This is a genomic window from Larsenimonas rhizosphaerae (assembly GCF_023700005.1).
In the GTDB taxonomy this organism is placed as follows: Bacteria; Pseudomonadota; Gammaproteobacteria; order Pseudomonadales; family Halomonadaceae; genus Larsenimonas; species Larsenimonas rhizosphaerae.
On the sequence record NZ_JAMLJK010000001.1, the window covers coordinates 363,104 to 383,405 of the forward strand.

At 59.7% G+C, this 20,302-nt stretch carries 17 protein-coding genes; 6 read left to right on the forward strand and 11 right to left on the reverse strand.

Features of this window, described 5'->3' with window-relative positions; translation table 11 throughout:
- Window positions 1–16: 16 nt before the first annotated feature.
- Entirely contained in the window at window positions 17–571 is a 555-nt protein-coding gene (locus NAT21_RS01630) for a cytochrome b (RefSeq protein ID WP_250935155.1), read from the reverse strand.
- Between the two features lie 262 nt (window positions 572–833).
- Between NAT21_RS01630 and NAT21_RS01635 the strand changes: the two genes are divergently transcribed.
- The 3 genes from NAT21_RS01635 to NAT21_RS01645 all read left to right on the forward strand — a co-directional run bounded on the left by NAT21_RS01635 (window position 834) and on the right by NAT21_RS01645 (window position 2,481).
- Window positions 834–1,226, forward strand: coding sequence for a hypothetical protein (locus tag NAT21_RS01635; protein ID WP_250935157.1), 393 nt, complete (start codon window positions 834–836; stop codon window positions 1,224–1,226).
- Window positions 1,227–1,384: 158 nt separating this feature from the next.
- Complete coding sequence (locus NAT21_RS01640; protein WP_250935159.1) at window positions 1,385–2,050, forward strand: fumarylacetoacetate hydrolase family protein; 666 nt, start codon at window positions 1,385–1,387, stop codon at window positions 2,048–2,050.
- 50 nt (window positions 2,051–2,100) lie between these two features.
- Window positions 2,101–2,481, forward strand: a complete 381-nt coding sequence (locus tag NAT21_RS01645; RefSeq protein ID WP_250935161.1) for a septal ring lytic transglycosylase RlpA family protein — start codon at window positions 2,101–2,103, stop codon at window positions 2,479–2,481.
- A gap of 15 nt (window positions 2,482–2,496) precedes the next feature.
- Here the strand turns inward: NAT21_RS01645 and speA are convergent, their stop codons facing one another.
- The 7 genes from speA to NAT21_RS01680 all read right to left on the reverse strand — a co-directional run bounded on the left by speA (window position 2,497) and on the right by NAT21_RS01680 (window position 9,652).
- Window positions 2,497–4,413 carry a biosynthetic arginine decarboxylase gene (gene speA / locus NAT21_RS01650; protein WP_250935164.1) on the reverse strand — a complete coding sequence of 639 codons (1,917 nt, stop codon included), beginning with the start codon at window positions 4,411–4,413 and terminating at the stop codon, window positions 2,497–2,499.
- A gap of 89 nt (window positions 4,414–4,502) precedes the next feature.
- The gene (locus tag NAT21_RS01655) at window positions 4,503–5,126 is read right to left on the reverse strand and encodes a hypothetical protein (protein WP_250935165.1); all 624 of its coding nucleotides are present in this window, start codon (window positions 5,124–5,126) and stop codon (window positions 4,503–4,505) included.
- A gap of 138 nt (window positions 5,127–5,264) precedes the next feature.
- Complete coding sequence (locus NAT21_RS01660; protein ID WP_250935166.1) at window positions 5,265–7,064, reverse strand: ArnT family glycosyltransferase; 1,800 nt, start codon at window positions 7,062–7,064, stop codon at window positions 5,265–5,267.
- Between the two features lie 59 nt (window positions 7,065–7,123).
- Complete coding sequence (locus tag NAT21_RS01665) at window positions 7,124–7,411, reverse strand: lipid-A-disaccharide synthase N-terminal domain-containing protein (RefSeq protein WP_250935167.1); 288 nt, start codon at window positions 7,409–7,411, stop codon at window positions 7,124–7,126.
- Complete coding sequence (locus tag NAT21_RS01670) at window positions 7,408–8,202, reverse strand: glycosyltransferase family 2 protein (protein ID WP_250935168.1); 795 nt, start codon at window positions 8,200–8,202, stop codon at window positions 7,408–7,410. The genes NAT21_RS01665 and NAT21_RS01670 overlap by 4 nt, the downstream gene beginning before the upstream one ends.
- 134 nt (window positions 8,203–8,336) lie before the next feature.
- Window positions 8,337–9,284, reverse strand: a complete 948-nt coding sequence (locus NAT21_RS01675; protein WP_250935169.1) for a homoserine kinase — start codon at window positions 9,282–9,284, stop codon at window positions 8,337–8,339.
- A 128-nt stretch (window positions 9,285–9,412) separates the two neighbouring features.
- A complete protein-coding gene (locus tag NAT21_RS01680; protein WP_250935170.1) occupies window positions 9,413–9,652 on the reverse strand; it encodes a DUF2782 domain-containing protein in 240 nt (79 codons plus the stop codon).
- Between the two features lie 171 nt (window positions 9,653–9,823).
- Here NAT21_RS01680 and NAT21_RS01685 point away from each other — a divergent pair, with 171 nt between their 5' ends.
- Window positions 9,824–10,582 (forward strand): DUF3050 domain-containing protein, encoded by a 759-nt coding sequence (locus NAT21_RS01685; RefSeq protein ID WP_250935171.1) that lies wholly within the window; start codon window positions 9,824–9,826, stop codon window positions 10,580–10,582.
- Window positions 10,583–10,642: 60 nt separating this feature from the next.
- Window positions 10,643–13,411: a DNA polymerase I gene (gene polA / locus NAT21_RS01690; RefSeq protein WP_250935172.1), complete on the forward strand. Its 2,769-nt coding sequence runs from the start codon at window positions 10,643–10,645 to the stop codon at window positions 13,409–13,411.
- An 84-nt stretch (window positions 13,412–13,495) separates the two neighbouring features.
- Here polA and NAT21_RS01695 read toward each other — a convergent pair whose 3' ends face one another.
- From NAT21_RS01695 to NAT21_RS01705, 3 genes are all read right to left on the reverse strand, one after another.
- Window positions 13,496–14,671 carry an MFS transporter gene (locus NAT21_RS01695; protein WP_250935174.1) on the reverse strand — a complete coding sequence of 392 codons (1,176 nt, stop codon included), beginning with the start codon at window positions 14,669–14,671 and terminating at the stop codon, window positions 13,496–13,498.
- A gap of 312 nt (window positions 14,672–14,983) precedes the next feature.
- A complete protein-coding gene (locus NAT21_RS01700; RefSeq protein ID WP_250935176.1) occupies window positions 14,984–15,805 on the reverse strand; it encodes an SDR family oxidoreductase in 822 nt (273 codons plus the stop codon).
- Window positions 15,806–15,910: 105 nt separating this feature from the next.
- On the reverse strand, window positions 15,911–18,055 hold the full coding sequence (locus NAT21_RS01705; protein ID WP_250935178.1) for a CHASE domain-containing sensor histidine kinase: 2,145 nt from the start codon (window positions 18,053–18,055) through the stop codon (window positions 15,911–15,913).
- 171 nt (window positions 18,056–18,226) lie between these two features.
- On the opposite strand from NAT21_RS01705, the gene NAT21_RS01710 reads away from it, so the two are divergent.
- Entirely contained in the window at window positions 18,227–20,278 is a 2,052-nt protein-coding gene (locus tag NAT21_RS01710) for a sensor domain-containing protein (RefSeq protein WP_250935180.1), read from the forward strand.
- The last annotated feature ends 24 nt before the right edge of the window (window positions 20,279–20,302 follow it).

The following is a 20,302-nucleotide window of genomic DNA, read 5'->3' on the forward strand; positions in this document are numbered from 1 at the left end:
CAGTGGAAGAAAAACGTCAGTGGCGCGAGCGCCCGGAAAACATTCGAGTCAGGGTGTCGTGCCGGTCAATGAAGTGGTGCTTGAGTGCAAACAGGCCATGTCCCGTCGCCAGGATGACCAGCGCCCAGGCGCAGTACCAGTGAATACTGCCGGCGATCGTTGCCTGATCCCGAAAGGGGGTAATGAGTGCCGGTACGGTGAACCAGCCGAATACGCTGACGCCTGATCCCTCCGCGGTGGAAATCAGATAGCCGGTCAACAGGACGGAAAACAGCAGTATGTAAAGCAGCAGGTGCCCGCCGTGGGCCGCGCGCTGTTCAAGTGCCGACCCGTGCGCCGGCGGCGCAGTAGTGAGAAGTCGTGTGATGACTCGCCACAGCGTGAGCGCCAGCAGGGTCAGGCCGAAGGATTTATGCCACCAGGGCGCTCGGTGATACCAGCTGTCGTAGTAACCCAGCGAGGTCATCCACCAGCCACTGGCGAACATGCCGAATACCGCCAGCGCGCTGATGGCGTGAAGCATGCGACTGGTCAGTGGCCACCGGGTGGGCCTTGCAACGGGTGCGGGCATGGCAATAACGTCTCTGTAGGCTTTTCAAGCAGAGTAAGGCTCTGCAGCGATGACAGGAAGTGAATTAAAACCAGGGCTGGAATCGAAAAAATCGTTTTAAAACGTGCTCGACGATGAATTTAACGCCTGGTGCTCATGGTCCATCGGGTCAGACGCCCGTCAACAGGGCGATCGTCGTGTTTTTTCCGTGTCCCGGCCCTTGGGCGTGGCATGATGAGGCTATAGTCACGACACTCCCTGTCGACGTTCATGAGGTCGCACCATGCGCTATGCCATTATTTTTCCCGATCAGGATGTTATCCGGTTGTCGGAGCATGCCACCGAAGAGCAGGCCCTTGCCCTGTGTGGTGACCCGAACGACATGGAGGTGGTCGCGCGAACCAGCGCCAGTACCACCGGGCCGTCCGGCACCAGCGAGCAGACAGCGGTGGTCTGCATTCGTCAGCCCGGTGGTGAGCGCTGGCGGCTGTTTACCGGCCAGGTGTGGGCCGTGCCGATCACGATCATCGACCGTGCGCAGACAGCCGGCTGGGAGGTAAGCGGCACCGAGCAGTCCGATGTGGTGTTTCAGCGTGACAACGAAACCCTGACCGTGGACCCGATGGGCCACGTCAATGGGCGTGACGCCGAGCTGGAGCGCGCGCTGGGGCTTTGACCGAACAGCATGCATCAATGCCGGCTCCCGGGCCGGCTTTTTCATGGACTGATCACGCTGACAAGACGTACTCAATGAGCGCGATAGTCATTCATGCGCCTTCACATGACCGTCGGGCGCGCTAGTATGGCGGGTAGCGATCAACAAGGAGACTTCTCATGGCGTTTGCCCCTCGTTTCATTGATGGCAAGGTGTTCGGCCAGGATATCGGCAAGGTCGTCTGTGTCGGGCGCAATTATGCTGCTCATGCTCGCGAGCTGGGAAATGACGTACCGGACCAGCCGCTTTTATTCATCAAGCCGGCCTCAAGCGTGGTCGACCTTGCCAAACCGATCGCGCCGCCACGCCATCTGGGGACGGTCCATTTTGAAACCGAACTTTCCCTGCTGATCGGGCGACGTCTTCACGAGGCTTCGCCTGACGCGGCCCGCGAGGCGATTGTCGGCATGGGGCTCGCACTGGATTTGACCCTGCGTGACATGCAGGATGAACTCAAGGCCAGAGGACAACCCTGGGAGCGTGCCAAGGGATTCAATGGCGCCTGTCCGTTGAGCCCGTTTGTGTCGGTCAAGGGGCGTTTCGTCGACTGGCAGCAGCTCGGGTTTTCCATGGATATCAATGGTGAGCTGCGTCAGCGTGGGTATACCGAACGAATGCTGTTTCCGGTTGCCGAACTGGTATCCGAAATAAGCCACTGTTTTACGCTGGAGCCTGGCGATGTTGTTCTGACCGGCACTCCCGAGGGCGTTGGCGTGTTGCCGCAGCAGGCGCGATTGACCATGGCCATTGATGACTGGCTGTTTCTCGATACGGCCACGGTATAGCACTGACACACATGCCCGACGGCGTAAAACGACAACCTGCTGGAGAGCACATGAAGCGCTGTTTTCTTCCCCTGCTGCTGGCCTCGCTTCTGGCGGGCTGTGCCGGTTCGAACATGACCGGTTCGGGCACGGGAGCCACCGAGCGGGGGAACGCGACCTATTACGCACAACGCTATGGTGGCCGATTGACGGCCAGCGGAGAGCGTCTTGATTTATCGGCACTGACGGCGGCGCATCGTACCCTGCCGTTTGGCACTCGGGTACGGGTTACCCGGCAGGACACCGGTCGCCAGGTCACGGTTCGCATCAATGACCGCGGCCCCTATGGCCGCGGTCGCATCATTGATCTGACACCGGCTGCGGCAAGGCGTATCGGATTGATCCAGGCCGGCGTGGCGCCGGTGAGTATCGAGGTGGTCGGGCAGCGCTGAAGTCTGCCCGATGGCTTAATGCTCGAGGTAGGTATAGCCTTCAAGGCCTGCTTCCAGCTCTTCCAGAAACAGGGCCCTGTCGCTGCCGGAGAGATCGCTGCGCAGCAATTGATGGCGGAACCGCTCCCGTAGCCTGTCGACATCGAAGTTGACGTAGCGCAGCACATCCGCGACCCGATCACCCTGGATGCGGGTACCCAGTTGCCACTGGCCATCGCTGCCCAGCTGAACGTCGATGGAATCGGTATCGCCGAACAGATTGTGCAGATCCCCCAGAATTTCCTGATAGGCGCCGACCAGAAACATCCCCAGCAGTCGTGGCTCGCCCTCTTCCCATTCCGGCAGTGGCAGGGTGGTTTCAATGCCCTGGCCATCCACATACTGATCGATTCGCCCATCGGAATCACAGGTAATGTCCTGGATGACGCCCCGGCGAGTGGCCGGTTTATCGAGGCTCGTCAGTGGCAGGATGGGAAAGATCTGATCAATGCCCCAGACATCCGGCACGGACTGGAACAGTGAAAAATTGACAAACAGCTTGTCGGCCAGCTTTTCGTCCAGTTCATCCAGGGTATCCCGGTGGGCACGATTGCGGGCATCCAGCTGATGGCGAAGGGTCTGGCTGGCCGCCATGTAGACGGACTCGGCCTCGGCACGGTGAGCAAGGGTGGCACTGCCGTGGACGAAGCGGTCCTGAAGCTCGCTCATGGCCTGGGACAGGTCGTGAAAGTATTCCAGCAGCTGGCGTGCCTCCGGTTGCTGGCGGAGCCCTTCCAGTGCCTGCCAGAGGGTATCCAGCTGCGGATCACCGTCGGTGCGCGTCGGCAGGGTCGGCGCACGCTGGCGCTCCTCCTCGATCACATTGGTAATCAGTACCGCGTGGTGAGCCGTCAGTGCCCGACCGGACTCCGATACGATATCCGGATGGGGCAGCCCTTCGGCATCGCACAGCTGGCGAAAGGCCGCGACCACGTTATTGGCATATTCACGCATCGAGTAGTTCATCGAGCAGAAGCTGCGTGAGCGGGTGCCTTCATAATCAACGCCCAGTCCACCACCAACGTCCACCACCGAGACCGGCGCGCCGGCCTGATACAGGCTCTGATAGAACCGGGCACATTCGCGCAGGCCGCGCTGGATATCACGAATATTGGCGATCTGTGATCCCAGGTGAAAATGTACCAGCTGCAGGGCATCGAGCTGACCTTCGGCCTTGAGCTGGCCGACGATGTCGAGCATTTGCGCCGCGGTCAGGCCGAACTTGGACTTTTCGCCGCCGGTATTCTGCCATTTACCCTTGCCGATCGACATCAGGCGCGCCCGTACACCGATACGCGGGCTGACGCCGAGGGTACGGGCTTCCTCCAGAATCAGCTGCACTTCGGCGTACTTTTCCACAACCAGATACACCCGGTGCCCCAGCTTTTCTCCCATCAGGGCCAGCCGGATGTATTCGCGATCCTTGTAACCGTTGCAGACGATGGTGCTGGCGGTTTCGGACGACAGCGCCAGCACTTCAAGCAGTTCCGGCTTGCTGCCGGCCTCGAGGCCGACCCTGCCCCGGCCCCGTTCCGGAGTGGCCAGCAGCTCTTCAACGACCCGCCGCTGCTGGTTGACCTTGATGGGATAGACCGCGGTGTAATGACCGCCGAAATTCTGTTCGCTGATAGCCTGATCAAAGGCTTCACAGAGCTTCTCGACCCGGTCATGCAGGATATCGGTAAACCGTACCAGAACAGGCAGGCGCAGGCCTGCATCGGTCAGCTGATCCGTCAGTTCCCGCAGTGACAGGGCGGGGGTACCGTTGTCCCCGAACGGACGCACCAGCGCGTGCCCGCGTGCATCGACGTCAAAGTAGCCACTGCCCCACTGATCAATATTGTAGGTACGCCGAGCCTGGGGCTCGGAAGGGATGGAAGAGGATGACGTCATGGGGGCTCCTGAACGGGTCTATCACATGCGGGTCGGCATCATACAACAAGGCCGCCTCGAGGGCGGCCTTATGCACGAAAACCTTCAGCCTAAAGCAACTGGCTGACCAGGACAAAGCTGCCCAGGGCCATGCCCGACCCTGTCAGCATGGCTCGATAATCGTTGGTCTTGAACTGGGAAGCCCGCCACAACATGCTGCCGACCAGCGGAATCGCCCACATGGCCAGGGCGCCCACGCCGAAGAATGTCATTGCGGCAAACAGCCATGCGGCGCTTGTGGCGGCCTTGCGTCGGGTAATCCGACCCTTGATGAGTGGTGCCAGTGCGCCCAGCACCAGCCCGATGGTCAGCGCGTTGGCAACGCTTACATTGCCCACCATCGTCAGTGCCAGCAGCAGCGTCCAGATCCGGGCGACCCGCTGGGCCACATTGCCGGTATAGCGCAGTCGACGTGCACAGCGGTACACCATTGCTGCACCCAGTACGAGCACCAGCGGCGTGCCGACGTTGATCAGCCTGTGGGTATGATCAATACCTTCCCACAGCGCCGTGGACTCCAGCGAAGTCAGGCCGAGCGCCCCGGAAAGTGCCTGAAGGGGTTGCCACAGCGAGACGCCAACGGCCCACAGTACCATCAGGGCCAGGCCGTCACGGTTGTTGTTGACGAAGGTTCGAGAGGGCAGAAAGCGGGTCAGTGAAAGTGCGGTAGCCATCAGGAATGCCTTTTTTCGACAGGAAATATGCCAAGCATGCCCGTGGTTGATTAAGGTTTCATGAACCACGGGAAAAATAGCCTGCACGGGAGTGGGACAGCAGCACTGTGCGTGCATTCACTCCCGTTCAGCCAGGCTTCAGTTTGGCGTCGTGTCGGCCCCGTCCGTTGCTGGCGGGCCGGGGGGAGTTGCCTTGTCACCGGTCGGGGGCAGCGTCGTCGGCGCGGTCAGCACCGGGGCGGCCGTGGCATCGGCCCTGCAGCCCGCGACATCAACGGCACGTACCAGCCACCACTGATGGCGATCAGCAATCGGCACCCGGGTTGCCGTGACCGGCGCGGGACACTCGAGATGATCAAGGGCCTTTTCGTTCATGAGCGCTGCCCGGGTCTCGGGCGCCTGATCAAGCCAGGCGACCAGGGCCAGCAGCTGATCCGGCTCCGGCGTATCGTAGCCAAACTGAACCACGGGCTGGCGCGCCTGCAGTACCATCGACTCATCGAAGTCCGGCAGAGCCAGCGTGGTATCAGGCGATGTCATGGAGACCACCTGCTTCATCAGCGCCTGGGTCGAACGTGCCGGGTCCATGACCTTATAGCCCCAGGTTGACCACAATCCCCAGAACATGACGCTCCACAGGCCAAAGGCCACCAGCCCGCGCCGGGACGGTATCAGATGAGCAATCAGTACGGACAATAGTCCAAGCGCGGTCCACCATCCCCAGGGCGCGAACCCGTGCTCGGCCTCAAGTCTTGCCATGACCGGCAGGCCGGATAACCCGGCAATACCGATCAGGCCGATCAGCAGGCCGGGAACCAGCACAAGACCCCAGACCAGCTGGTTGAGCCGGGGGCGACGCAGCAGCGCAGGCAGGGCAGGGGCAAAGGCCAGCACGAACATGGCCGTGGCAGGTGTCATGTAGACGCCACGCTTGCCAGGACTCAGGGAAAAGAAGATCACCATCAGGATCACGAATCCCAGCGGCAGCCACTGTCGAGGATCGCGTCGCTTGAGGCGGCGCCATGCGTTGGGTACCGTCCAGGGCAGGGCCAGCGTCAATGGCAACCAGGCCCAGGGGAGGACACTGACCAGGTAGTAATACCAGGGTTCAAGATGGTGCCAGCTATCGGCGTAGCGCTGTCCGGTCTGCTTGAAGAGGATGTTGTCCCGATAGGCTGCCAGCTCCGGCTCGGCGTGGCCAAGCGAGGTATAAAGAATCATCGGGATGCCCCACATCAAAAGCGGCGCCAGTAGTGCCAGCAACCCGGTGCCCAGCAGTTTGAGCGACAGGGGTGTCAGCGTGCGGTGGCCACTGCCGGTCTTTAAAAAGATCATCCATACCGGCAGCATCAATAGCGGCAAAAAGCCCACTCCCTTGGTAAGAATGCCTACGCCCATCGCAAAAAAGCCCAGGTGCCACCAGCGCGAATCCGGGCCTAGCAGAATATGACGTATCAGGCCGTACAGGCCCACGGTAACAAAGAAGGTGACCCACATGTCTATCTGGGCTGTCTTGGCCTGCAGGGTAAACAGGACAGTGCTTAGAAGGGTCAGCCCGGCCAGCCATGCAATACGGGGCCCGTAAAATCGCCTGGCCAGGTCGGTCATCAGGGCAAGTGTGCCCACACCACCCAGCAGGGAGGGCAGTAAGAAGGCAATCCTTTCCGCACCGGGCACCGAAAAGGCCTTCAATACCCAAAGTCCCAGCGCGATCGACCACATGAAAACGGGCGGCTTGTCCGGGTAGAGTTCGCCGGCTCGATGAGGCAACAGCCAGTGGTGCGTGGTCAGCATTTCCTGAGCGATCAGGGCAAAACGGGGTTCGTCGGCGGGCCAGGGGTGTCTGAAACCCAGACCCAGGCCCAGTACGACCAGCGCCAACAGGGTAAGCCAGGGCAGGGGATGGCGGGTCAGCCAGGAGGTCGGGCGAGCCTGCATGAAACTCTCCTTGTATCACGGCGACGGCAGGGATCGGAGGAACGTCGCCGGCACAGATGCTATGAGGTGGCGTTTCGCCGGCGTTCCTGACGAATCAGGGCCATGTTGCGGAAATAGATCAGCAGTCCCGCTCCCTGACCGGCAATGAAGACGGGGTCCTGACGGTAAATGGCGTAGGCCAGCAGCACCACGCCGCCACCGATGCTGAAGTACCAGAACAGATTGGGCATGACACTTTTGCGGGCCTTTTCACTGGCCAGCCACTGAATCAGAAAGCGGGCAGAAAACAGGGCCTGACCGGCAAATCCGACGATAATCCAGAAGGTTTCCGTACCCAGCCAGCTCATGAGGGCACCCGGGTGTGCGGCGGGGGTGGCTGATGGCCTGATTCCGCGGTGCTTTCGGTGCGTTGATGAACATGCTGTTCCAGCGGGGCCGGCAGGCGGCTGCGATGAACAAGCCAGGCCACGCCCAGCAGATCCAGCAGGCCGGCGCGCAGTCTGTCCAGCGTGCCATAGTTGGAGGCACCAGCGCCGCGGGGGTGATGGCGTACCGGGTGAGAGTCGATGTCATGCCCCTGAGCGCGCATCAGCGCCGGCAGAAAACGGTGCATGTGGTTGAAGTAGGGCAGGCGCAGGAAGGCGTCGCGCTGCATTACCTTGATGCCACAGCCGGTATCGGGCGTTTCATCCTTGAGCAGCCAGCTGCGTACGGCATTGGCAATGCGCGAGGACAGCAACTTGATCTGGTCATCCTGACGATGGGTCCGGTGACCGGCCAGTAGCGCCAGGGAGCGTGCCTTGATGATATCCAGCATGGCCGGCAGGTCGGCCGGGTCGTTCTGGCCGTCTCCGTCCAGGGTGGCAAGCCAGGTGCCTTTGGCGGCCCAGGCCGCCTGCCATACCGAGGTGCTTTGACCGGCACTCCGGGCGTGATGTAGCGGGCGCAGCCAGGCGTGGTCGGCCTGATAGCGCATCAGCATGGGCCAGGTATCGTCGGTCGAGCCATCGTCGACCACGATGACTTCGAACGCATGGCCTGCCAGCGCCTGTTCAACAGCGTCCAGCAGGGCAGCAAGGTTACCGGATTCGTTTTTGGCCGGGATCAGGACAGAGACATCGGGCGGGGTGGTAGTCATGCGAATATCCAATAAGCAGGGCAGATGGAGGCGCCATGGCATGACTGTCACGACATGGCACTGTACTGACGTTACTGTTGGCAGCTTAACACTTCCTTATCACCCTGCCTCTCGGCAGTATAACGCCAGGCCGGTCAGACCAGCGGAGGCGGTGTCATGCGGCTGCGTGATTTCAGGATTGCCCGGTACTGCGCGGGGTCCTTGGGTGTCAGGGCATGGGCAGGTGCATCGACATAGACGACCAGCAGCCGGGACAGCCAGTATCTCAGTGCCGTCATGCGCAGCATCATCGGCCAGTGAGTGTGTTCGGCGGCCTCAAAGGGGCGTGCCTCCTGGTAGGCCTTCATGATGGCGTCATAGCGCTGTTCGTCCAGACTGCCATCATCATTGGAACACCAGTCGTTGATCACGATGGCGAGATCGAAGATCAGGTCACCGGTGCAGCCGTTATAGAAATCGATCAGCCCGCCCAGCCGGTCACCTTCGAACAGGGTGTTGTCACGAAACAGATCGCCATGCAGTGCACCCTGTGGAAGACCGGCATCAAGGCTCAGAGTGGAGCGGTAGGCATCGATTTCATCGCGCATCAGGGCCTGATCTTCAGCATTCAGATACCCCATCACCCGTGGGTAGGTGGCGCTGATCCATCGCAGGTCCCTGGGGTTGGGGCGCTTGCCCTTAAAATGGCGTGAGGCGTCGTGCATTCTGCCCAGGGTGTCGCCAATGGCGCGGCACTGGGCAAGGGTTGCGGTATCCGGATGGCGGCCCGGCAGCCGGGGAAAGAGCAGGGCTGGCCGGTCTGCCAGGCGCTGCAGGGCGATGCCTTCCCGATCATGGATCGGCCCGGGGATCGGCAGCTCCCGAACGGCCAGAAAGTCCAGCAGTTCGACAAAAAAAGGCAGTTCCTGTTGATCGCCCTGTTCAAACAGGGTCAGTACCATCGCCTGACGGTCGGTGGTGACAAAAAAAGTGGAGTTTTCGGTACCGCTGGCCACTTCGTCCAGTCGGGTCAGTTCACCAACGCTGTAACGCGTCAGAAAATCGCTGACCTGGTCGTACTGCAAGGGTGTAAAAACCGCCATGATGTCTCGCCGATTGTGAAATGGCACCTCCCATACAGTACGGAGGAGCGTGAACGCCGGGCTATTCTACCCCGTGGATCAAGCGGCTTGCCACGGTGAGAATATGCTTTCCGATGTGCGATGAGCGGCTATCTGGTGCTTGTCCACTCCGGTGGCGGGACGGGCTCGCTGCCGGTGTAGGGGGTAAAGTTGCCGTCGCCGGTGGTATCCACAAGTATCTGGCGCGTGCCGTCTTCCGTCGTGACGGCAACCGCGTACAGCGCGCCGTTATCACGATATTCCTGCGGTGCAGAAGGATCCTTTGCCAGTGCCGTGGTTGTACCGGTCAGAAAAAGCAGTGCAACAAGGAGTATGCTGGAGTAGTTCATGACGTTGGTCCTGAAGGGGCCGCAAGAGCAAGTATAAAATAATTCTTTATTAGGTGTATTTTTCGGCCGTGATAAGGTTTTGTTATCGACCCGTTGTCATATGTTACACGTCAGCGTAGATATTCGGGCCATTGAAAGGTCGCATTTTATACTATTGAAGGAGTCGCACACGTGACGACAGTACAACACCTCGACGCGCGCAAGCAGGTTCTGTTCCACCATCCGGTCTTCAACGCCCTGACGCACCAGGATCAACTCAGAGAGCTGATGCAGTGGCATGTATTCGCAGTATGGGACTTCATGACGCTGGCCAAGCGACTGCAGAATGAACTGACCTGCACCCGGCTGCCGTGGGTGCCGCCCCGCTATCCGGATGCTGCGCATCTCATCAACGAGATCGTGACCGGTGAGGAAACCGATCGGAATCGCACCGGCGGCCACAGCAGTCATTTCGAGTTGTACGTCAAGGCCATGGAGGAAGTGCACGCTGACGTGGCTCCAATCGAGCGGTTCATCAGCGAGGTGCGCGAAGGGCAGGATCCGATCGGGGTAATGCGGGCGATGGACACGCCGCCAGCAGTCATCGACTTTGTCGGCAATACGCTTGATGTGGCGATGAATGCGCCGGTTCATGTCGTCGCAGCGTACTTCCTGCATGGTCGGGAAGACATCATTCCCGAGATGTTCTCCCGGTTACTGTCGGCCTGGCAGGTAGACAACGAGGACGTGCCGACCTTTGTGTACTACCTCAAGCGCCATATCGAGCTTGATGCCGACAACCACGGGCCCGCGGCAGAAAAAATGCTGGCCGAGCTGGTCGGCGATGATGTCGACATGCAGCAGCAGGCCATGCAGGCAGCCATTGATGCCGTCGACAGCCGTATTGCCTTCTGGGATGCCCTGTTGGCGCAATTGACGCCTGCAGCCTGACAGGGTCCCGGCGGTTCCGTATCATGGGGGTTTTCCGATTGTTCGCCGACGGGAGCTCCCATGGCCGCTATTCCGATCGTCCTCGTCGACGGTTCCTCCTACCTGTACCGCGCCTTTCATGCCCTGCCGCCGCTGACGGCTGCTGACGGCACCCCGACCGGGGCGGTCCGCGGGGTGGTATCGATGCTCAAAAGCCTGATCCGCCAGTACCCGGAAAGCCCGATGGCGGTGGTGTTCGACGCCAAGGGCAAGACCTTCCGCGATGAGATCTATCCCGAGTACAAGGCGCATCGCCCGCCGATGCCGGATGATCTGCGCCCACAGGTCGAGCCCCTGCACGAGTGTGTGCGCGCCCTTGGCCTGCCGCTGCTGTGCATTGAGGGGGTGGAGGCCGATGACGTGATCGGCACGCTGGCCTTCGAGGCTACCCGTGATGGCCATGATGTGGTGATTTCCACCGGTGACAAGGACATGGCTCAACTGGTCAGCCCCCACGTCACGCTGGTCAATACCATGAAAAACGAGCTTCTGGACGAGGCTGGTGTCGAGGAAAAGTTCGGTATTCCGCCACGGCTGATCATTGATTATCTGGCATTGATGGGCGATAGCGTCGACAACATCCCGGGCGTACCGGGGGTCGGGCAGAAAACGGCCCTGTCACTGCTGACCGGCATGAATGGTGGGCTGGACACCATTTATGGTGACTTGGACAAGGTGACTACCCTTGGGTTCCGGGGGGCGAAGACCCTGCCGAAAAAGCTGACCGAGCACCGTGATCAGGCCTTCCTGTCCTATCAGCTTGCCACCATCAAGGTCGATTGCGATCTGCCGGTGGGCCTGACGGACCTGACGCCGCCTGCGCCGGACAACGCCGCTCTGCGAACGCTGTATACACGGCTTGAATTCAAGGGCTGGCTCAATGAGCTGGCGGACGATGGCACGGAGCATGCGCCTGCTGCGTCGGAGGCCGCACCGGCTGCCGATCCTGAACCCGAGCGTCAGACCGGGTTCGACCTGGCCGAGCAGGACTATCGCGCCCTCCTTGACGAGGCCGACTGGCAGGTCTGGCTTGAGCGACTGCAGGCCGCGGATGCCTTCTGTTTTGATCTGGAAACCACCAGCCTCAACTACATGGAGGCCGAGATCGTTGGTATTGGCATGGCGCTGGCGCCGGGCGAGGCAGTCTACGTACCGGTCGCGCATGATTATCTGGATGCACCGGCCCAGCTCGACCGTACCCGGGTATTGAATGACCTGACCCCGTTTTTGACCAGCGAGGCCATCACCAAGATCGGGCAGAACCTGAAGTACGATATTGAAGTGCTGGCGCGTTATGACATTGCCGTCAGGGGCCCTTTGGTCGACACCATGCTCGAGTCCTATGTGCTCAATTCCACGGTCATTCGCCACAATATGGACGACCTGGCCCGCCAGTATCTGGGCCATGAAACGATCAGTTTCGAGGCGATTGCCGGCAAGGGCGTGAAACAGTTGACGTTCAATCAGATTGCCCTTGAGCAGGCCATGCCCTACGCCTGCGAGGATGTGGATGTCACGCTGCGGCTGCATGACATTCTGAGGCCACGGGTAGAACAGGCCGGTCGGCTGGCTGATGTGCTGGACACGCTGGAGCGTCCGCTGATTCCGGTACTGACCCGAATGGAGCGCACCGGTGTTCTGATCGACACCCAAAAACTCGGCGAGCAGAGCCGCACGCTGGGAGAGCGGATCACGGCACTGGAGAAGGACGCCTTCGAGATGGCCGGTCGGGAGTTCAACCTCGGTTCGCCCAAGCAACTCGGTGAAATCCTGTTCAATGAGCAGAAGATTCCGGTCATCAAGAAGACCCCCAAGGGTGCGCCGTCAACCGCCGAGGCGGTACTGGAAGAGCTGGCGCTGGATTACCCGTTGCCGAAGGTGATCATGGAGCATCGCGGACTTTCGAAGCTGCGTTCGACCTATACCGACAAGCTGCCGCAGCTGGTCAATGCCGAAAGCGGCCGCATTCACACCAGTTACCATCAGGCCGTGACCGCCACCGGCCGGCTGTCCTCGAGCGACCCGAACCTGCAGAACATTCCGGTGCGTACCGAGGAAGGTCGCAGGATTCGTACCGCGTTTATCGCCCGCGAGGGCTATTCGATCGTTGCGGCAGACTATTCGCAGATCGAGCTTCGCATCATGGCGCACCTGTCGGGCGACAAGGGGCTGCTCGAGGCATTTGCCAACAACCTGGATATCCACAGCGCCACGGCCGCCGAAGTGTTCAATGTGGCGGTGGACAAGGTGAGCGTGGATCAGCGTCGCAGTGCCAAGGCCATCAACTTCGGGCTGATTTACGGCATGAGCGCCTGGGGGCTGGGACGCCAGCTCAACATCGAACGCAACCAGGCCCAGACCTACATCGAGCGCTATTTTGACCGCTACCCGGGCGTTGCCTCCTTCATGGAGCGCACGCGGGCCGATGCTGCTGAAAACGGTTATGTCGAAACCGTCTTTGGCCGGCGCCTGTATGTCCCCGATATTGCCTCGCGTAATCATGGTCGTCGCCAGGCGGCAGAGCGTACTGCCATCAATGCCCCGATGCAGGGAACCGCGGCCGATATCATCAAGCGTGCCATGATTGACGTTGATGCATGGCTGGCGGGAGGCGCCTTCGATGCCTGGATGGTGATGCAGGTGCACGATGAACTGGTGTTTGAAGTGAAAACCGAACAGGTCGAGGCCTTCAAGACCGACATCAGTGAGCGGATGGCGTGTGCCGGTGAGCTGAGCGTGCCCCTGGTGGTGGATGCCGAGAGTGGCGCAAACTGGGAAGAAGCGCACTGATTGCGCGTCAGGGGCTCAAACGCAACCGGGGCCGCCTTTTCAGGCGGCCCCGGTTTTTTTACGGCTCGACGTGCGCTTGAATGATCACGCGGCGGCGTGACGCTGACGTTTTTCCTGCCGGCGAGCCACTGCCCATATCGCGAGGCCGCCCAGGGCCAGGCAACAGCCGACCACGCCAGTCGAGCGGTAGCCGAAGCCGAAGGCCAGGGCAAGGCCTGCAAGCCACGGCCCGAGGGCGTTGGCCATGTTGAAGGCGACGTGATTGAGCGCGGCAGCCAGATTTTGTGCCTCGCCCGCCACATCCATCAGGCGCGTCTGCAAAATGGTGCCGAGCGCACCGCTCATGCCGATGCAGAACACATCGATTGCAATCAGCACCGGGTTATCCGCAACCAGCGGGAACGCTGCCAGTGCTGCCGCGCTCCAGAGCAGTAGCCCGCCTGCCGTCGGCATCAGGGAGCGGTCGGCGAAGCGGGGCAGAATCACGTTGCCCACCGTCATGCCAAGCCCGAATATGGCGAGAATCAGCGGCATGGCATGCGCTGACATATGGGTGACGTGATCAAGTGTGGCGGTTAGATAGGTGTATACCGCGAACATGCCGCCAAAGCCGATGGCACCAATGGCGAGCGTCAACAGCACCGCACTGTTGCTGAGGGCGCGCAGTTCGCTTTTGGCACTTTGCGCCGTGGCTACCCCGGTTTTCGGGGCAAACAGGGCGATCATCACTACCGTCAGCAGGGCCAGTGCGGTGACCAGCCAGAAGCCGAAACGCCAGCCGAACACGTTGCCAAGCCAGGTGGCGAGTGGCACCCCGACAATGGTGGCGACCGTCAGTCCCATCATCATCATGCCGACTGCCCGGGTGCGCTTGCCGCTTGAAACGACCGATGCCGCCATCAGCGCGGCCAGGCCAAAATAGGCGCCGTGAGGCAGGCCGCTGATGAAGCGAAACAGAATCAGTGAGCCATAGTCCGACGCGACGGCGCTCAGGCCATTACCGATCGCAAACAGCCCCATCAGCGCCAGAAGCAGCCATTTGCGATCGATCCTGGCAGCCAGCACTGTAATGACCGGCGCGCCGATGACCACGCCGAGTGCATAAACGCTGATGACGTGGCTGGCCGTGGAGGGTGAAATGGCCATGTCGCTTTGAATGAAGGGCAGCAGGCTCATGGTGGCGAACTCGGTCGTGCCGATGGCGAAGCCGCCGGTGGCAAGCGCCAGCAAAACGAGCAGAGGGTGTGTGTGACGGGTCATGAAACCTCAGGCGTATGTGACAGGCTCTACCCGCAGTGCAGTCAATGACCGCGTATCAGGCAAGGGTGAGCAGGGCGGGGGTAGTTCGGCGACGCAAGCCGGCAGGGCAGGTAGATGGCGCCGTCGGAATATACAAGGTGTCGATTTTAGACGATAGTCGCATTCGTTCGCCAGCCAGTCTGCTGTCACTGGCGCGATGCCTGCTTGGCGTCCATTCGTGGATACAGGGCGCTGGCACATGCAGACGGGCAGCACGGGCCCGAGACCGGTACCGCCCGTTTCTGGTCTGTCGCAATAATTCAGGCAGCAGACTTATTCAGTGGATTCCTTCCAGCCCGCTTCAAACAGCATCTTGCCAGGCCAGGTATATGCCATCACGCCACCATCGGCGAGGATGGTCTCACCGGTCACAAAGCTTGAATCGTCACTGGCAAGAAACAGTGCGACAGAGGCCATTTCGCGGGGCTTGCCGAGCCGGCCCAGCGGGGTGACCCAGGTCTGGGCATCGCGAAACTTCTTGCCATCGTCATCATCCGGCTCGCCGGCCAGGCTATCGACCAGCGGTGTTTCGATCGTGCCGGGAGCAATACCATTGACGCGAATGCGGTGACGGCCGTAATCGATCGCCATGGCTTTGGTCAGGTTGGTAATGCCTCCCTTGGCTGCGTTATAGCCGGAACGGTCCAGATCGGCAGCCAGTCCGGACATGGACGAAACATTGATGATCGAACCGCCGTTGTCCAGCATCAGAGGGATCAGGTATTTGCTGACCAGAAAGGTGCCACGAAGATCCACGCTGATGATCTGGTCAAACAGCTCGGTAGGGTATTCATGCAATTTACCGCCTTCCTGATCAATGCCGGCATTGTTGAACAGCACATCAATGTGGCCATGCTCGCGTCGAACGGCGTCGGCAAAGGCCTTTACTGCGTCCTCACTGGATACGTCCAGCTCATGGGCCTGCGCCTGGCCGCCGGCATCCTGGATGGCTTCAACAGTGGCCTTCAGCGTATCGATGTTCCTGTCGGCGCATATGACGGTAGCGCCATGTTCGGCAAAAAGGTGGGCGGTGGCCTGTCCGATACCGGTCGCGGCACCGGTAATCACGGTAATACGGTGTGCAAGTCGGGTCATGTTCTGCTCCCTGATGTCGGTAAAAGGGCATCTTCCTGACGCCCTGTTCGACAAAGGTAGTAGACGGCTGTCGTGTTGCAAACCAGGTAAGCGGCGTGGTGCGCCTTATGCCTGCGCCGGTGCCGGTGTGCAGGGCAGCTTGATCCAGAAGGTCGAGCCTTCGCCCTGGACTGTATCGAACCCGACAGTGGCATTCATGTGCTCTGCCAGCTCGCGGGCGATGGCCAGCCCCAGCCCGGTGCCGCCCTTGGTACGGGTATCCGAGGTGTCGGCCTGAGAGAACTTCTGGAAAATCCGTTCCTGAAACTCTTCAGGAATGCCCGGGCCGAGGTCGGTAATGGACACCGTGACCTGGTTACTGTCGACGTGCGAGTGCACCCGCACCTGCTCTCCGGCAGGGGAAAACTTGATGGCATTGGAGATGAAGTTGGAGATGATCTGCTGAAATCGCAGGGCATCCACATTGATCCGTACCGGATCAATCCGGTCTGCGGCCAGCTGAATACTGAATTTTTCAGCATAGCCCAGATTGGCCTTGAGGCTTTCGTCCACCAGGCTGTCCAGAGCATATTCGGCCAGTTCCAGTGTCATCTTGCCCGCCAGCAGCTTGTCCATGTCCAGCAGATCATTGATCAATAGGGTCAGCCGTTCACTGTTGAGGCGGGCCACCTCGAACATGGGTTTCATCGGGTCAGGTATTTCGCCCAGGGCGCCACTGTCGATCAGCGTCAGCGACCCGGCAATCGAGGTCAATGGCGTGCGAAGTTCATGGCTCACGGTGGAGACAAACCCGCGCTTCATCTCGTCAACCCGGTTTCGTTCGGTCAGATCGGTATTGGCCCCACTGATGCGAATGGCCTTGCCGTTATGGTCGCGCTGGACCATCCCCCGGGAGAGGAACGGCGTGTAATGACCATCCTTGTGCTGAAGTCTAAATTCGGTGCTGAAGTCAATCTCGTCAGAGGACAGCAGCGCCTTGAAAAAAGCCATGGTCCTGGCACGATCATTCGGATGCATCAGGGCTTCAAGCGTCATGGTCGAATCCTCCGGCATGTCGTTTTCGTAGCCAAGAAGCGACCACCAGCGCTCGGAAAAATAGACGCTGTCCTCTTCCAGGTTATGCTCCCACCAGCCATCGCTGCTGCCGGCCAGTACTCGGGCCTGACGGTCCTTGACCTCCTGCAGCTCTCGTTCGTTGTGACGAATGGTTCGGGTCATGCGCCTGGCCAGCTGTTCTGCCTTTTGCTGCCGATTGATCAGGACATGAACCAGAATGAAGGCCAGCAGGGCCAGTGCCATGCCGGCGGGCAGAATCAATTCCTCGGCCTGAGAGGCATACTTGTTTTCGAAACGAGGCCGGCTGAAATAGCACAGGGTCCAGTCGCGGCCGAAAAAGGACATCGTCACAACACTATGAAAGCGAGCGGTTTTGCCATCAAAATCTTCGCTTCCGAATGAGGCATACATCAGCTTGTTACGGTCCGGCTTGTTACCATCAAATACCTTGAAGCCGACATCGCCATAGCCTACACCTTTCATCAGATCACCCATCCGGTATGGGCTGTAAACAAAGCCTTTCAGCGCTTCCCAGCGCTCTTCCCGGGTAGCAACGGGTAACCCTTCCTTGTAGACCGGGACATAGATCAGCATGCCGGCCTGTATTTCCTCGTCATCGGTTTCCTGCACGAGCGTTACCCGGGCCGACATGGCGGTTTCATTGAGATCAACAGCCCGCTCCATCGCTGCCCTGCGGGTCTTTTGAGAATACATGTCGTAGCCGAACGCGGAGAGGTTACGGCCCGAAAATGGTTCCAGGTAGAGAATGGAGCTGTAAAGCGTCCGATTGCCGGGCGGGTGCACCTTGAAGCTGCTGAACCCTTCTTCCTGTACCTGACGTTCAAAGTCAGGAACCTGCTCTGGCGTCAGAATCCGGCTATAGCCGAACCCGAGTATCCCCGGGTAATGCTCATCGAGCGACAGGCGATCAAAATACTGACGCCATTCCTTTCGGCTGACCTCGTCGCTGGCATCCCACAGCCCCGCGCCGCCCCTGAGAATCAGCTCGTGATCATGCATGCGTCTTTTGATGTTGTTGGTCGTGTCTTGAGCAATGGCCGTAAAGGCCTGCTGGGCGTATTGATCACGCTGCTGTTCGTACCAGTGCTCCAGCATGAGAGTGGCCACCATGATCACGGCTGCAGCAGCCCAGGGAAGCCCGCGAAACGGAGTGGAAAGTTTGAATGTACGCATGTGTGAGGTCACCTGAGCCAGCCATGAAAGCCTTATCGGCGCGCTGCGATATATCTTCATATCGTGATTTGCGGGCTACTTGACACTTAATACATTCAAGCAGTGGTCGATACTCGAAAGAGCAGGCAGAAAAGTAATGTATCGCCCCGAGACGAAAACAGATGGTACGCCATGAATAACAGTGACGACGGTATCTACAAGCAGTTGGTCAACAACATTGTTGACTACGCCATTTACCTTCTCGACCCGGAAGGGCATGTGATGAACTGGAATACCGGCGCCTGTCGCATCAAGGGGTATACGCCGGAAGACATCATTGGCCGCCATTTCAGTATCTTCTATTCCGAGCAGGATCGTAAAAGAAACCAGCCCCATGAAAATCTGGTGCATGCACGGCGTCATGGCCGTTTCGAGGAAGAAGGATGGCGGCTGCGCCACGATGGAGAGCCGTTCTGTGCCAGCGTCGTCATTGATGCGGTGTATGACGATAACGGCCTTCTGATCGGATTTGCCAAGATAACCCGTGATATCACCGAGCGTCGACATCGTGAAAGGGCGCTGGCCTTGGCACATGAAGATACCGCACGCCGCAACCTTGAGCTTGCCGAACTATCGACCTTTCTTCAGGCCGTGATTACCAATATTCCGATGCATGTGCTGGTGCAGAGCCTGGCCACCGGCGATATCGTACTCGACAGTATGCAAGGGCACCGGGTTGAAGATGACACCCTTCCTTCCGTGGGCGAGCTGATCATGCGGCTTGCTCCGCAGGCCAGACGTGTCGCAGACATCGGTGCCTCCGAGGAAACCCTGCTTTTACATCACGGAGCCCACGGGGTACAGCACCTCAAGTGCAAGGTGCTGTCGATCCATCAGGAGACCGATGACAGCGACTATCTGTTGTACCTGATCGAGAACGTCACCGAAATTCACGAGCACCAGGCCAATATCAATTTCATGGCACACCATGATGTGCTGACCGGCCTGCCCAACCGGGCCCGATTTCTTCACTACCTTGATGAGGCACTGAAACCCGGAAGCCTGCGACAGATGCCGACGGGCGTGTTGATGGTGGATCTGGATAACTTCAAGGACATCAATGATGTACTGGGGCATCACATCGGCGATGCCGTGCTGGCCGAGCTGGCCTCAAGTCTGAGTAGTGCCCTGACGCCTCATGAAATACTGGCGCGGCTTGGTGGTGATGAATTTGCCCTGATCGTGCCGAACTGTCGGTGCATGGGTGATCTGGTAAAGCGGGCCGAAACCCTGTTGGCCGAGTGCCAGCGAGGCATTGAAATCGATCATCATTCCCTTCAGATCGGCCTGAGTATCGGCGTGGCCATTACCTCCGAGCTGATCGATACGTCAGAAGAACTGATGAAGGCAGCCGACATGGCCATGTACGAGGCCAAGCGCGGTGGCCGTGGGCGCTGGGCCTGCTTTACGCCGGAGCTTCACGACGCTGCCTGCGAGCGACTGGGCATGGAAACCGAGCTTCGCCAGGCATTGATGCGAGAGGAACTGGTGCTGTACTACCAGCCGGTGATGCAGGCCGGCAACCATGCGGCATCGGGTCAGGAAGCCCTGCTTCGCTGGCGGCATCCAGAGCGTGGCATGGTCTCACCGATGGAATTCATTCCTGTGGCCGAGCGTATCGGGGCGATTCATGACATCGGGGAGTGGGTTCTGCAGGAGGCCTGTCGGGAAGCGGCCACATGGCCTGATCATCTAACGGTGGCCGTCAACCTGTCCCCGGTGCAGTTCGAGCGCTCTACTCTCGTGGAGCAGGTGCGCAAGGCACTTGCCCTGTCCGGACTTGAGCCTTCACGACTTGAGCTTGAAATTACCGAGTCCATTTTGCTGGATACCAGTCAGCGCAATATTCATACATTGAGAGCCCTGAAGGATCTCGGCGTCAGTATTGCGCTGGATGATTTCGGTACCGGTTACTCATCGCTTCATTACCTGCGTTCCTTTGCCTTCGATCGGATCAAGATTGATCGTAGCTTCGTCAACGAAATATGCAGCAGCCAGCAGGCCCGGGCCATCATCAAGGCCATTGCCAGTCTGGGGGCCAGCCTGGGCATCAAGATCACTGCTGAAGGTGTCGAGGACCTTGAACAGGCCGGCGTACTGGAGCGTGAAGGATGCTCCCATCTACAGGGATTCTACTTTGGCCGTCCGGTCGATCCCATGTCGATGCAGCCGTCCTGTCGATGAACGCGGCGTCATTCACGCCAGCAG